This is a genomic window from Aquimarina sp. 433 (assembly GCF_054054605.1).
Genome location: NZ_JBSWZK010000007.1, coordinates 221,992 through 236,538 on the forward strand (window position 1 = coordinate 221,992; position 14,547 = coordinate 236,538).

The 14,547-nt window shown below is 31.0% G+C and carries 11 protein-coding genes; 5 read left to right on the forward strand and 6 right to left on the reverse strand.

The window, feature by feature from the left end:
* Positions 1–101 precede the first annotated feature (101 nt).
* Entirely contained in the window at positions 102–1,277 is a 1,176-nt protein-coding gene (locus ACWNT5_RS15690; protein ID WP_456517861.1) for a molybdopterin molybdotransferase MoeA, read from the reverse strand.
* A 131-nt stretch (positions 1,278–1,408) separates the two neighbouring features.
* Positions 1,409–1,942, reverse strand: a complete 534-nt coding sequence (locus tag ACWNT5_RS15695) for a hypothetical protein (RefSeq protein WP_299607108.1) — start codon at positions 1,940–1,942, stop codon at positions 1,409–1,411.
* A 358-nt stretch (positions 1,943–2,300) separates the two neighbouring features.
* On the opposite strand from ACWNT5_RS15695, the gene ACWNT5_RS15700 reads away from it, so the two are divergent.
* The 4 genes from ACWNT5_RS15700 to ACWNT5_RS15715 all read left to right on the forward strand — a co-directional run bounded on the left by ACWNT5_RS15700 (position 2,301) and on the right by ACWNT5_RS15715 (position 7,932).
* Positions 2,301–4,622, forward strand: a complete 2,322-nt coding sequence (locus tag ACWNT5_RS15700; protein WP_456517862.1) for a hypothetical protein — start codon at positions 2,301–2,303, stop codon at positions 4,620–4,622.
* Positions 4,623–4,675: 53 nt separating this feature from the next.
* Complete coding sequence (parS, locus tag ACWNT5_RS15705; RefSeq protein ID WP_299607110.1) at positions 4,676–5,128, forward strand: type II RES/Xre toxin-antitoxin system antitoxin; 453 nt, start codon at positions 4,676–4,678, stop codon at positions 5,126–5,128.
* The gene (locus tag ACWNT5_RS15710) at positions 5,128–5,592 is read left to right on the forward strand and encodes an RES family NAD+ phosphorylase (RefSeq protein WP_299607111.1); all 465 of its coding nucleotides are present in this window, start codon (positions 5,128–5,130) and stop codon (positions 5,590–5,592) included. Before parS ends, ACWNT5_RS15710 begins: the two co-directional genes overlap by 1 nt.
* 267 nt (positions 5,593–5,859) lie before the next feature.
* Positions 5,860–7,932, forward strand: coding sequence for a M13 family metallopeptidase (locus ACWNT5_RS15715; RefSeq protein WP_456517863.1), 2,073 nt, complete (start codon positions 5,860–5,862; stop codon positions 7,930–7,932).
* Positions 7,933–8,007: 75 nt separating this feature from the next.
* On the opposite strand, the gene ACWNT5_RS15720 is transcribed toward ACWNT5_RS15715, so the two are convergent.
* From ACWNT5_RS15720 to ACWNT5_RS15735, 4 genes are all read right to left on the reverse strand, one after another.
* Entirely contained in the window at positions 8,008–8,745 is a 738-nt protein-coding gene (locus ACWNT5_RS15720) for a hypothetical protein (protein ID WP_456517864.1), read from the reverse strand.
* Between the two features lie 162 nt (positions 8,746–8,907).
* Complete coding sequence (locus tag ACWNT5_RS15725; protein WP_456517865.1) at positions 8,908–10,077, reverse strand: CARDB domain-containing protein; 1,170 nt, start codon at positions 10,075–10,077, stop codon at positions 8,908–8,910.
* A gap of 63 nt (positions 10,078–10,140) precedes the next feature.
* A complete protein-coding gene (locus tag ACWNT5_RS15730) occupies positions 10,141–11,970 on the reverse strand; it encodes a helix-turn-helix domain-containing protein (RefSeq protein ID WP_456517866.1) in 1,830 nt (609 codons plus the stop codon).
* Between the two features lie 166 nt (positions 11,971–12,136).
* Complete coding sequence (locus ACWNT5_RS15735) at positions 12,137–12,781, reverse strand: hypothetical protein (RefSeq protein ID WP_299607118.1); 645 nt, start codon at positions 12,779–12,781, stop codon at positions 12,137–12,139.
* Positions 12,782–12,883: 102 nt separating this feature from the next.
* Here ACWNT5_RS15735 and ACWNT5_RS15740 point away from each other — a divergent pair, with 102 nt between their 5' ends.
* On the forward strand, positions 12,884–14,218 hold the full coding sequence (locus ACWNT5_RS15740) for an aspartate kinase (RefSeq protein ID WP_456517867.1): 1,335 nt from the start codon (positions 12,884–12,886) through the stop codon (positions 14,216–14,218).
* The last annotated feature ends 329 nt before the right edge of the window (positions 14,219–14,547 follow it).

Below are 14,547 nucleotides of genomic sequence, written 5' to 3' on the forward strand. Positions count from 1 at the left end.
AAAGATACTTTCAGAAATTTTTATGATTTTCTCAAAATAGATAGGATTTCAGTCAAACTATTGAATAATAACAGCTTTTTATCTCAAAAACGATAAGAATTCTATTTAGGTAAAATAATTGTTTCCACTAGATCACCTTTAGAAATTGTATTCATATTTTCAGGAATATAGACTAACGCGTTGGCTATTGCATATGTTAATAGCATAGCGGAACTCTGCCCTTCAAGAATTTCGACAGCTTTACCAGAGACTTTGGCTTTTAGAAATTGTGCTCTGTCTCCTTTCTTACTAAAATCCTTTGTAATGGCTTTGGTTGTTCTTTTTAAACCTTCAGATGCTATCCCCATTATTTTTCTAATTGTAGGGAGAACATATATGTAGAAGCAGGTTAGGGAAGAAGCAGGATTACCAGGTAGTGCATATACTAAAGTATCTGAATTACGACCAAAAAATAGAGGCTTACCAGGTTTTTGTTTAATCTTGTAAAATAATTCTTCTATTGCTAACTCGGCTAATACATCTTTTACAAAGTCATAATCCCCTACAGAAATTCCTCCACTTATTAGAACTATTTCATGATTTGTGATCGCCTCTTTTACGGTGTTTTTCGTACTATCATAATCATCCTGTACAGTGTAGTTCTTAATTTTTTTGACATTCAGCCGTTTAAGTGCTACTTCTAATTGCACAGAATTACTTTCATAGATTTGACCTTCTTGTAAGGGAAGTCCAGGAGTGACTAATTCATTACCGGTCGTTATTATAGCGATACTTGGTGGATTAAAAACTTGTACTTCGGTGATACCTAATCCTGCTAGATAACCGATACCAGCAGGAGTTAATCGTGTTCCCTTTTTTAAAGCAACTTCTCCTTCTTTGATTTGTTCTCCGATAGGTCTTATATTGCTATTAATTGGCACCTGATCTTCGATTGAAATATGATTCTCGGATCTGTGTACTTTTTCCTGCATAATTACTGTTTCAGCATCATTAGGTACTCTGGCTCCAGTAAAAATCCGTACTCCTTGTCCAGGAGATAAAGAGTAATCAATACTACTGCCAGCGGGTACTTCACCTACTACTTCATATGAGTTGTTATCATGCAATGATAAGGCATATCCATCCATTGCTGATTGTCGAAAAGGAGGCATGTTTATAGGAGAAACAACATCATCACTGAGAACAAGACCATCAGCATCTTTTAATAAAACAGTAGTTTTTTTGGGAGTATAACTTACATTAGAGACTATAGATAGTGCTTCAGTTACAGAAATCATGTGCAAATATTTTTTTGTAAAAGTATTGCTTTGTGTGTAGTAAACCTAAATTTTAAATAATAGAGATAAAATAAAAAAAGCACGGCCCAAAGGACCGTGCTATCATAAAACCTTACTTTTTTATGATTGATTTAACCTTTAAAAACTATTTTTCTTAGTTTATATCCTTCCACCTTAATAAAATAGGTTTTTGGATCTCTATAGTTATGGATGTATTCATCTATTATTCCGTTATCTAATAGCCTTCCTGTTAAAGTGTAAAGACTGTAAGTAAGACCAAGAGGTACATCTTTAATATCTTTAAATGTTTCTAGACCTGTACTCTGCTGACAAGTAGAATCGGCTAGAAATCTATCTATGAAAGTGATTCTTCCTTTCTTTTCTCCTTCTAAGGTTACAGTTGCTGATTCATCAACATCTAATATTCCGTTTCCTGAAATGTCTCCTAATATAATTAAGCACGCATTTCTAATTTTAATTCGTACACCATTTTCAATATGTAAACTCTCTGTAATAAAGATTACACCTTCTTCTGTGTTTTCGTCTAATCCGTTGATAACGGTGTTCTCTGTAACTGACATTAATTTGTACGAAATGTCAATTTTTACATTTGCAAATGCCACACTTGCAAAAAGTAGGGTAACTAGGGGTAATATTCTTTTCATAAGGTTCAGTTTTTTGGGTTAAACTGCAATTAAAAAAGTAAGAATTATCTCACTTATGACGTATTTTTATCGTTGTAAAACACTTATTTAACGACAAGATACAACTTTTTATGTGAAAACCGTAATTTTTATAACTAAAATATTGATTTCGGAAGCCTAGTTTTTATAAAAAATCTCATTTAGCCTGTAAACACAGGTGTTTTAACAAATGTTAAAATTTATATTTTTATTAACATATTGAGTGTTAGTTTATTACTTTTTTAGCTATTTAGGAAAGTGAAGAGGTGATTTTAAAATTTAAAGGTAATTTTTAAGATAAGGGGAAATTTCAGAATTTTTAGTTCTACATTTGAATAAGATGAAAAACCAACTTTTGTTATATTTCCAAGCTTTTAGTATCTGGTTTAAAAGCCTAATTAGAGAATCAGCAAATAATATCATTAGTATTATTTTTATAGGATTTCTATACCTTGCGTTATGGCATTTTCCTCAAACGGTAGATCTGTTGCTGATTTTAAACCAAACAGAAACCTTTTTGCTAGAAGTTCCTTTATATTTTAGTTTACTCTCAATTTCGGCATTTATTATATGGAATATTCCTAAATACTTTTACTACCATAATTATAAGGATATTTCTATCCGTAATCTTATAGGTTTTATTCCTAATCAGCATTATAAATTTCAGGATAGGAGTGAATCTGCTAGTTACTCTTATACTACAAGAATTCATATGAGAAAAACATTGCCTAGGATTCTTGGGATTTTATTATTGGCGATATCTGCATTAAGTATTCTTAATGCGATGGAATTATTTGGATTAGAAAATACATATACCAAGTTTTTGGATTCAACAAGTATGTTGCTATCAGTAATTTTCCTATTGTTACTATTATCAGAACCAAGGTTATATACTTTATTGAAGAATTTTCTCAATAAAATAGCAAATACGACAATTGTATTTTTTTGTATTTCTATTGGACTAATGATTTTAATTATTTCTTTAGGGACTCTAAATACTCAGGCAGAAAAGGATCTGGGGAAATTATTTCTTGCTAATTCTGCCTTGACTTTATTGTTTTTTTCTTTGTCTTTTAATAGTTATAAATTCCTTAAAAGTTTTCCAAAGAAGTTATTCTATGGAACTATCTTAGTAGGTGGCTTTTTGATATTAATCTCTTTCTTTATTTTCAATTTTTATCCAAAATGGGCTACCAGAGTAAATCCTTTATCGATAATGGTTTTATCGCTTTTGAGTCTTTTTATGATTTGTTTTATTTTAATTTTAGTTGGAAAAAAGATTAGATTACCTCTTTTATCTATTATTACTATTATCTGTATTTTCTCTTCAAGGTTTTTTACAGATAACTCGGATCATTATCAACTAGAAATAAAGAAAACCACTGTAGATAGGGTTTCGTTAGATACGTATATTTATCATTGGCTAAAAAGTAGGAAGGATGATATTTTAAATACCGATAATAAGTTTCCAATTATTATGGTATCAGCAGAAGGAGGAGGTTCGAGAGCAGGACTTTGGTCATTTCTAACCCATAGTTATTTATACGAGAAATCAGAAGGTGCTTATTTTGATAGAAATTTACTTTCGTTAACAGGGGCTTCTGGAGGAAGTGTTGGGAATGCTATGTTTTTTGCTGAAGCTCGTAACGCTAGTATATCAAATCGTAAGGCGGATTTTAAAATTCAATCTGATATTGAGAATCCTAATTTGAATTATAAAGCAAGTGTGATATATAAGGATAATTATCTCTCTACCGCATTATTGTCATTATTAGGAAGAGATTTGTTTAAAGAGGTAACTAGCTTATTTAATTTTAAAAATAGAGGACAATTATTAGAAGATCAATGGATTCGAGCTCATGGGCAATTTTTTTCAGATGAAAAAGGGGACCTAATTCTTAACAAAGAATTTTTATCTTTTTATAAAGGTGTAATTTCTAAAAATAGGAAAATATCAGATCCTAAGATTCCACCTTTACTATTGATTAATACAACACATACGCAAACTGGAAATTATAATATAATTAGTCCAGTAACGTATGCTCATCTAAGATCATTAGAGGGGATGAATGATTTTATAAATACAGTACAATCTAGTTATCCAAATGGATCTATAGATCTTTCAACTGCTATGAGGATTAATGCAAGTTTTCCTTTTGTTACTCCAGTAGGTGAGGTAAGAAAAAAAGACCGAACGGATATAATAACATCTGATCAGTATGCAGATGCTGGATATTATGATAATATAGGTGGTAGAGTATCAAAAGGTATTGAAGAAGTGCTTGCCAAAGTCTTAAGAGATTCTTTTCCAGAGTTGATTGAAAAAGTAAAAATGAAGCATGTCTTAATTACTAATAGCGAAGAGCGTAAAATAGCAAAAACAAGTAGTCAGTTAACAGCACCTTTAACGACCTTACAGAATGTAAGATATGGTCATACGCGTGAAATAATGGAAAAATTAGGAGATGATCATATTGTAGAGTTGAAGCCAACGGAAATAATACCATCTACAAATTTGGAAGATTCTATTTCTAAACGTAAAAATGAAGAAAAGATAAAACCCGTGTTGCCTTTAGGAAGGTACTTATCCAAAATAGCAATTAGATCTATGGAGGCTAGATTAGATACAATTAAATCGGATTTGGATATAATTTTAAAATAAATAAGTCATTTGTCATTTTTTTTTGTACTTTTGTCATGTAAAAAATGTAATGTATGAGCGCGGTATCACCTTTAGATTATGATAGTCTAGAAAGTCAGGGGTTGTTAAGATATTTAAATATTAATATCCCTTTACGAAATGTATATGATTTTATAGAATTATCTCGAAACGGAATAGATAAAAGAGCATTGTTACATCTTGCTAAAACTATAGATTTTGATCTTAGTGAGCTTGCGCATGTCCTACATGTTTCTGAACGTACCATACAACGATACGAATTAAAAAAGAAACTTAGCACAGAAGCTAGTGCAAAAGCATTACAATTGGCAAAACTTTATGCAAGAGGAGAGAGTATCTTTGGAGATTTAGAACGTTTTAAAAGATGGATGGAACTCCCGAATGTTGCATTAGCTACTAAAAGACCAAAAGAATTGCTTGATACTACATTTGGATTTCAGTTATTAAACGAAGAATTAATTCGTATTGAGCATGGAATTTTTGCATAATGTTAGTATATAGAATTGCGAAACAAAAATACATTCGTGACCTTACCGGAATAGGAGCTAAAACAGTTGGCGGTAGATGGAATCCAAAAGGTGTTGCAGTTTTGTATACGAGTACAAGCTCTTCACTTTCTGTCTTAGAAGTATTGGCTCACCTTCCTGCTGCTTACTTTCCAGATAATATGTCTTTAGCCACTATAGAGGTACCTGACGAGTTGGTGTCTACTATCGATATAAAGGAGTTACCAAAGGATTGGAATAAAATACCGCCATCTACAGGTATTCAACATTTTGCTATGAATTGGATATCAGAGAATAAATATTTGGGCCTAAAAGTACCAAGTATCATTGTACCAAGAGAGCAAAATCTATTGATTAATCCATTACATCCAAACTTTGATCTAGTAAAATTAATAGAAATCGAACCTTTCGATTTTGATTCTAGATTATTAAAATCTGTTTTCTAACGGGAGATCAGTTAATTTGAGAATGAAAGATAAATCACTAAAATGTTAATATAAAGTTAATGCTTTGGTAATGTTTAATTGTTTTTTGTTGTAAATCAGTGTCTTGTGTTTTTTGGTGTTTGTTATAGTTCGTTAAATTTTGTAAAGAATTTCCTTCATTTTTGCAATTTATCTAACTTGCCAGATTCAAAATAAGTAACAAATCCTCAATTTTTACGTCATATTTTGAATAACTAAACTTAATTCGCTAATAAAATGTATACAAAAATGAGAAAAGTGTATTTTTTGGTTGCACTCTCAATTGCTTTCGTCAGTTGCAAGAATGAATCCAAAAAAGAAGAAGAAGGGCAAAAAGAAACTACTGCAAAAGTAGAAAAGATTCCAGGGATTGTCTTAGATAACATGGATACCTCTGTGAGCCCAAAAGAAGATTTCTATAATTATGTAAATGGAAATTGGATGAAGAATACCGAAATCCCTGAAGATAGAACCAGATGGGGAGGTTTTGGAGTTTTAAGGAAAAAAACTGATTACGATGTATTGGATATTTTAGCTAAAGCGAAAGCTAGCGGAAAATATGCGGCAGGGACAGATCAATACAAAGCAATATTGATTTATGAATCTATTATGGATACAATTGCAAGAGATAAAGCTGGTATCACCCCATTGAAACCCACTTTAGATAAAATTGCAGCAATTAAGAATTTAAAAGATCTACAAACAGTATTAGCTTCAGAAACTGCTGTTTCAGCGCCGTTCGCTGGTTTAGTGTCGTTTCCAAATTTGAGTAATAGTACCGTTAATGCTCCTTATATATCTACAGGAGGTTTAGGGCTTCCTGATCGCGATTATTATCTAGATCAAGATGAAAAATCTAAAGAAATAAGAGGACAATATTTAGATCATATCACCAGAATGTTACAATATATTGGTGAAACTGAAAAACAAGCACGTAAAAATGCTGAAACGATATTATTAATTGAAACCAAATTGGCAGAACCTCGTTTGGATAAAGTGGAAAGTAGAGATACAAGAAACTTTAACAATCCTAGATCTATGGAGCAATTAACAGAAATGACTCCTGCTATCGATTGGAATAAATTAATGAAGGATTTAGAGGTAAAAAAAGACTTAGATTCTGTGATCGTTATGCAGCCTAAGTATATGGTAGCATTGCAAGATGTTCTTGCTAACACTAGCATCGAAGATCTTAAGACTGTAATGCGTTGGTCTACTTTTAATAACGCTGCAGGTTCTCTTTCTACAGAGATTGAAAAGGCAAATTGGGACTTTTATAGTAAAACGTTAAATGGAGCAATAAAACAAAGACCATTAGAAGAAAGAGCTTTGGCCAGAGTAAATGGTTCAGTAGGGGAGGCTATAGGTCAATTATATGTAGATGAAAAGTTCCCGCCAGAGGCAAAAGCTAAGGCCGAAAAAATGATCGCTAATGTTATTAAAGCGTATCAAAAAAGAATTGAAGTTCTAGACTGGATGAGTGACAGCACAAAAACAAAAGCTATTCAGAAATTGGATAAGTTTACAGTTAAAATAGGATATCCTGATGAGTGGGAAGACTACTCTACATTAGATGTAAAAGATGGAAATTCTTATTTCGAAAATATGATTGCAGTTTCTAAATGGAGTTTCAAAAAGAATATTGAAGAAATTGGTGAGCCTGTAGATAAATCAGAATGGGGAATGTCTCCGCAAACAGTAAATGCTTATTTCAATCCATTGTTTAATGAGATTGTTTTCCCAGCAGCAATATTACAACCACCTTTTTATAATTATACAGCTGATGAAGCGGTAAATTATGGAGGGATTGGAGCTGTAATTGGTCATGAGATATCACACGCCTTTGATGATTCTGGTGCTCGCTTTGATGCCGAAGGAAATCTTTCAAATTGGTGGACAGACGGTGACCTTAAAAAGTTTACAGAGCGAGGATCTGCTCTAGCGGAACAATATAGCGCTATCGAAGTTTTAGATAGTGTTTTTATCAATGGTAAATTTACACTTGGTGAGAATATTGGTGATTTAGGAGGTGTTTTAGGTGCTTATGATGGTTTACAAATGCACTTAGAAGAAAATGGAAGACCTGAAGATATTGATGGGTTTACTCCAGAACAAAGATTCTTTATGTCTTGGGCTACTGTGTGGAGAACAAAGATTAGAGAAGATGCTCTAAGAACTCAAATTAAAACAGATCCTCATTCACCAGGAACTACTCGAGCAATACAACCTTTATTAAATGTACAAGCGTTTTATGATGCTTTTGATATTAAAGAAGGAGATAGTATGTATTTAGCTCCAGAAAAAAGAGTGAGTATTTGGTAACATACCAAAAGAAAATATTAATAAAAGCCCTGAGAAATCAGGGCTTTTGTTTTTTGTAGAATGTTATGATTTAGTTTATTGTTCTTCAAACCAACCAGCATAACCATTGTAACTGGAAGATGCAATAGCGAATTCATTATTGCTACCACCAGAAATGGCGAATCGACTTAGACGAATACTTCCTCCAGAGAAAGTACTATTTGGATTGAACGGTGGTGTAAAACGATATAATGCACTATGCTTTTCTATATTGTTTTGTTTTATTCGTATCCACATCCATCCAAATTCATTTGCATGCACGGTTAACTGCATAGGACCATCTTCAGCATAAATATTTTGACTTGATACTACATTAGAATGAAATCTAGCGGAGGTAAAAGGAGTAACTTTTGTTTTACCAAAAATCCCTTGTTTACGATATAAAAGACTTAATCCTTGTCCAACGCCATCTAATCGAATATCAGATCTTCCCGTGGCAACAATATTAGAATTTCGTTCAGATCTGTCTAAACTTTCAATATTTACCGTTGTAGAAATCGTTAAATCAACCCATTGTGTGGTATGTGCAACGGTTCTGCTAGAAAAATCTAAGGTTCTTTGTAATCCATTACTAAAGAGTGTACCTGAATTAAATTCGAATCCCCGGAAGTTTTTCGATTGACTTTCTTCAGAATCTAACACTCCTTTTGTTGTAATCATAACATCGTGATCCAATTCAAGGAGTTGTAGATCCTCTGCGGTTTCGTTTTCCTCACAAGAAAATAAAAGACCAGCGACGATCACCATTAAAATTTTAATTTTTAATTTTTTCATATTGTAAAATGATTTAAGATGAATTAAAAAAGAATCGACGTCGTTTCGATTGCTAAACTAAGAGTGGATTTACTAATAACGAAAGACAGTATACGCAGATTTATAAATTTACATCTCTTGTGTTATCATTTGTTCTTATGAAAATATTTCAAATAGTTTACTTTATTTTTTAACTAGAGTTTTGTGTATAATGTTCTTACCTATTTGAAAACGATAGTGATATAAACCTCTGGATAGATTAGGATTTTCTGACCTATAGATGTTTTTCTCTTTCTCAGAATGAAAAGGTAGTAAAGTAGAATTGTATATTAAAATTCCTTCAGTGTTATAAACTTCTAATGTAATTACCTCGTTTATATCTGTACTTTTGCTTTCTACATATACATAAGATTCTATCGGATTGGGATATACTAGTATTTGATTTCCATGATAGTCATCACTTTCAGAGCACAAATGAAAAGAATCGATATTGTTAGTTTCATCTTTTTCCAGTATTAAATTTTCAGGGTCTATAAAGGCTATGAGATAACAAAAATTATTAGGTATATCATCATAGTATGGAGGAATAAAAATTTGTTGCCCAATGCTTACTGTAATTTCTTGATTACCCTTCATTTCGGGAATTTGTCTTTTAGTAAGTAATATGTCGGAAGGATCAAAAACAGCATCTTTTGAAGCATAATAATTAATGATACTTGTTTCATTAGTAGAAACTTTACTAGTGTTTTTTATTAGGGTTGTAGCACTCAATTTTATATTATTACTGGATGCTCCCGAAGTGATATGAGCGTATTTTTGTGTTACTTTTAGGTCGGGAGGGATCGGTAATACTTGGAACAATTCAATTTTCTGTGCTACTGTTATAAATTGGGATTCTCTTTGGTCGAAATAAGAAAGATTTAATTGTAAATCGTTAAAACCTAATTGTTTTAAGTTTAGAGTTTCTCCTCGAAAAAGGTGGTGATGAAATGAATCGCATTCGTCATCTCCACTTAGAATAACCACTTCGTCACAAGGTTCTATGATAATCGGACGTAATGAGCCACCTCTTCTTTGATCGCATTCATGGCAAGGGGCATATTCAATCTTTAACCGAGGTCTTGGATATGAAGATAGATTGTAAATGTTTAAATCAAAGGTAACGATATCATCGGTAAAAAATGTTTCGGGAATTTCTTCTTCAAATGACAATTGGAAAATCTGTTTTTGAGAATCTAAAAGATCTGGATTATCTGAGATAGTAATTGCTATTGGAATATAATAATCAATTTCCTGAGAAATAATAGTTTTCGAAAAAAGTAAACATAATAGGAGGTAAAAGATTTTTTGCATGAGATAGTTTTAATGCAAAAATAGCTTATGAAAAGAGCTATTATATAGCTTAGCACCTCAAATTTATGAATTTGAGGTATCCATACCTTCCTCTTTATTAAATTGTTTAATATAATAGGAAGGTGTAAGATTGGTTTTTTTTCTAAAGGCTTTGGTAAATGTGTTTGGGCTTTTATATCCTATTTCTTCCGAAATAGCAGTAATCGTATAGGCTCTAAATTTAGAATCATTTTTTAGTCGTTTTAGCACGTAGTCAATCCGTAAATTATTTAAGTATTCTACAAAAGATTGTTTTTTGTATTCATTAAGAGCTTTCGATAGATAAGAAGTATTAGTACCAATTTTTTTTGCGGTACTATATAAATTACAATCTTTTTGTATAAAAAAATCAGAGTTTTCTAATTTCTCTAGTTTTTGCAATATTTCGATTACCTGATCATCTTTTATAGATAATTCTGGTTCTAGGACTTTAGATTTGGTTTTCTCTTGTTTTCGTATTTCGGTTTCATGAAGTTTCAATAAAATTTCTTCGAACCTCTTTTTATTTGAAATTGTATTTTTTCGATATAACAGAAAAGAAATAACTAAGATTATAATTAGAACGACACTAATGGAAATAAAGAAATTTTTTACAGTAGTGTTTTGTTTGTTTTTAGTTTTAAATGTATTTATCTGGTTCTTATGTGTTTGAAAATCGTTTTTTTGAATTATATCACGAGCTTTTAGTTGATCATTCGTCTTTATTTTCTGGATCTTGTTTAGATTTTTTCTGAGCATTAATTGTTTTATGGTGTCGTTTGAGTTTTCCGCTATATGAATAGCAAGCTCATACATTTTATCTATATTATGAACATTAGAAATACCATTAACTTGCTCAAAATTACTCTCTAAAAGTTTTAATGCTTCTTTTTCTTTTTTTAGGTCGAAAAGACATTTAGCTAAATTGTAGTTTGCCATGAGGTAATTAGAGAACTTTTTGCTCTCATAGGTATTGAAAATAGATAAGCCTTTTTCAAAATATTGCTTTGCCTTTTCTAATTCATCTTTCTTATAATATAAAAGACCTTTGTTGACATAGAAGTCTCCTATAAAACTTTTAAATTTATATTGTTTACCTAAGTTTATGCCTTCTTCAATAGTTTTCTCGGAGGTGTCGAACTGATCTAATTCAAGTTCACAGAAACTTTTATTAAGTAACATAGACAAATGAGCGTTTTTATATTTTCCCATTTTTTCTTTACTTAATTTAGCCAATAAAACCTTAGCGTTTTCTATTTCAAATAAAGCTTCTTCATAACGCTTTAATCTGGTTTTTACATTAGCAATGTTTAAAACTAAAGTTAATTGTTTCTCTGTCTTTTTCGCCAGGCTATATAAAGTATCTGATTTTTTTATCAATTCTTTAGCGTTTGTATAAAAAATTGATGCATTATCAAGATCTCCTAAATCAAAAAATATACTACCTAATTGGCTGTTATTGTTGATGATGTTTTTTGTATGCCTTTGGTTTTTTGCAGTTTTAAGTGCTTGATAATAATAAGAAATCGATTGTTGATATTCTGATAGATTGTAATAAATAAAGCCAAGTCTTGAATGACAAGAATGCTGAATTTTTAGATTATTCTCGCTAATGCCACGTTTCAAGAAAAGTTGATATCCTTTTATTGCGCAAAGAGTGTCTTGGTTTATCTTATAAGTATTTCTTATAAACTTAGATACAAGTGCTAATGAATCTTCTTCCAGAATAAATTGTTGAATCTCTAAAGGTAATACAACATCGTTTTGCTGATTATAGATTGATGCTTCTGAAAAAGAATCAATTTGTTGTGCAATACTTCCAAAACAGGATAATAATACCCAGAAAACAATGTTTTTCTTAATTTTTCTTAACATCTAGCACCCCAAATTAAATAATATGTAAAAATCCGTTAAATATATTCAATTAACCAAATTTAGGATACGATTTAATATAATATTAAAAAAGAAAAATGCCCCAATGTTCGTATGTTAGGAGAGAATCAAATATGATTTTCTTTTATTCTTGAAGTCCATATAGAGATTACCTTTCTTTTATTTCATTCATTAATAAAAAGGCATCATTTACAAATTCTTTTTCGAGGAATAATGTAAAATAGTTTGAGGTAGATATGATTTCAAAAATTGGAATACCCTCATATGCTAAAAGCTTAAATATATAGAAATAAAGACCAATTGATTTGGAACTGTCATCCGGAAGAGCAATCGACATTGATGATAAATCATCTTTTACAGAAATGCAAGTTTCATCTTTAAAGTGATCTTCTACAATTTCTTTTAGAGAAGATGAAACTAAAATATTACTTTCTTGAAAATTGCTGGAATAGGTAAAATATGTTTTGGTCATATCTTTTACAGTATTCAAAAGATTTGATTGACTGGTAAGTATCGTATTGGAATTCAGAAAAGCATACTCAGTAATACCAGATCTTACAACAATATCACCTAGATTTCCAAGGTTTTCTGAGTTTTTAATTCTTTTGGGATGATATCTGCGCAAGGCCATTACGATAGATCCTGCTTTTACTGGTTTTCTCATTTCTTTTTCTACTTGCGGTAGTAAGTCAGTAGCTAAAGAACTAAAATTAATAATATCTCTGGAGAGAGCATCTTCTAAAAAAGGTTGATGTCTAAGAATATTATGTACACAATCTGTTATTGTTTTCATTTTGTTAGATATTTAACACAATGTGTAAATATAGACTTTTTTTATTAAAATATTTATTCTGTATGAACTATTGTTTAATTATGCAATGAAAAATTATATGCAATGAAGATTTTAAAGTTTGGAGGAACATCTGTTGGATCTGTAGAGAACTTACATAGAGTAAAGCAAATTCTTTCTAGAGACAATGATAAGAAGATCGTAGTATGTTCAGCAATGTCTGGTGTAACGGATCAATTGGTGAATTTAGTTTCTTATATAAAATTAAAAGATGCTGAAGCAGTTACCCGAAACTTACACAGATTAGAAAACAAGCATTTAGATGTTATTGATGCATTAATTGAAGATGCTGGTTTAAGAAGTGAGATGAAGGATAGGATTTCTTTAATGATTACTGAAATGTTAGAGTTATCTAATCAGGAATATACAGAAGTTTTAAACGCCAAATTTTTGACGTTCGGAGAAACTTTATTGACGTATATTTTTTCAAACTTTCTTTCTACAAAAGGAGTTGCAAATAGACTGATAGCAGCAAAGGAATTTATGTATGTGGATAACGTAGATAATCCTAATATTACTAAAGTTGCTCAAAAATTAGAACAAGTGTTAAGTTCCGAAGAGTCTCATGAAATTTATATTACACAAGGTTTTGTATGTAGAGATCATTTAGGGCAAATAGGTACACTAAAACGCGGAGGTAGTGATTACACGGCTACGATTATTGGAGCTGCACTAAATGCCGAAGAAGTTCAGATTTGGACAGACATAGATGGATTACATAATAACGATCCAAGATACGTAGAAGGAACAAATCCAATTTCGCATCTTACTTATAATGAAGCGGCAGAATTGGCTTACTTCGGAGCTAAAATATTACATCCTCAAACTGTCTCACCTGTAGTAGATAAGAACATTCCTGTTTTACTTAAGAACACTTTTGATCCAGAAGCTTCAGGAACTGTAATATCCAATAAAACCTACAGAAAAGGCTTAAAAGCGATTTCTGCAAAAGATGGTATTACTGCGATTAAGATCAAATCCAACCGAATGTTAATGGCTCATGGATACTTAAGAAGAATATTCGAAGTATTTGACAATTACCATACTTCTATAGACATGATTACAACTTCGGAGATAGCAATTTCTTTAACTATTGATGATACTACATACATAGACGAGATTGTTAAGGAAATAGAAAACTATGCCGAAATAACAGTAGAACAAAATCACAGTATTATTTGTGTAGTTGGAGAGTCTGTTATAAATGATAAAAATTCTCACAAGCTTTTTGAAATATTAAATTATATACCCGTAAGAATGATTTCTTATGGTGGTAGTAATAATAATATTTCAATTCTTGTAGAAACCAAAGATAAAATACCAACCCTTAGGTTTTTAAATGAAAAATTGTTTCTGTCTCATCAGGAAGCAATGATTTAAATTGTTTGTTATGTTATTTGATGAGTATTAGTGAAAAGATAGTTGGATATATAAGGATATTGACTATTAATAATTTGCTACAATCAAAATTATTGTTTTTGATAAATCCCAATAACTAACCAAGATTGGGATTTTTTTGTTATTAAATTTAGGGTAATTGGTATGCTAACTGTTTTATACATGAACTTAACTAAGAATGTAAACCAAACCGAGATGTTAAAGAGAATAATAGAAAAATACCGCCTAGAAATAGTCCTATTTGTTTTTTATACAATCGTCACTTTTACTTTCGTGAAAGTATTTTTAATACGTTAATTAATCCTTGTCCA

Bases quoted from the DNA above. Each gene is read 5' to 3' on its own strand.
- ACWNT5_RS15735 (WP_299607118.1), bottom strand. From the start codon at position 12,781: ATGAAAACAATAACAGATTGTGTACATAATATTCTTAGACATCAACCT.
- ACWNT5_RS15740 (WP_456517867.1), top strand. From the start codon at position 12,884: ATGAAGATTTTAAAGTTTGGAGGAACATCTGTTGGATCTGTAGAGAAC.
- parS (WP_299607110.1), top strand. From the start codon at position 4,676: ATGAGCGCGGTATCACCTTTAGATTATGATAGTCTAGAAAGTCAGGGG.
- ACWNT5_RS15690 (WP_456517861.1), bottom strand. From the start codon at position 1,277: ATGATTTCTGTAACTGAAGCACTATCTATAGTCTCTAATGTAAGTTAT.
- ACWNT5_RS15695 (WP_299607108.1), bottom strand. From the start codon at position 1,942: ATGAAAAGAATATTACCCCTAGTTACCCTACTTTTTGCAAGTGTGGCA.
- ACWNT5_RS15700 (WP_456517862.1), top strand. From the start codon at position 2,301: ATGAAAAACCAACTTTTGTTATATTTCCAAGCTTTTAGTATCTGGTTT.
- ACWNT5_RS15710 (WP_299607111.1), top strand. From the start codon at position 5,128: ATGTTAGTATATAGAATTGCGAAACAAAAATACATTCGTGACCTTACC.
- ACWNT5_RS15730 (WP_456517866.1), bottom strand. From the start codon at position 11,970: ATGTTAAGAAAAATTAAGAAAAACATTGTTTTCTGGGTATTATTATCC.
- ACWNT5_RS15715 (WP_456517863.1), top strand. From the start codon at position 5,860: ATGAGAAAAGTGTATTTTTTGGTTGCACTCTCAATTGCTTTCGTCAGT.
- ACWNT5_RS15720 (WP_456517864.1), bottom strand. From the start codon at position 8,745: ATGAAAAAATTAAAAATTAAAATTTTAATGGTGATCGTCGCTGGTCTT.
- ACWNT5_RS15725 (WP_456517865.1), bottom strand. From the start codon at position 10,077: ATGCAAAAAATCTTTTACCTCCTATTATGTTTACTTTTTTCGAAAACT.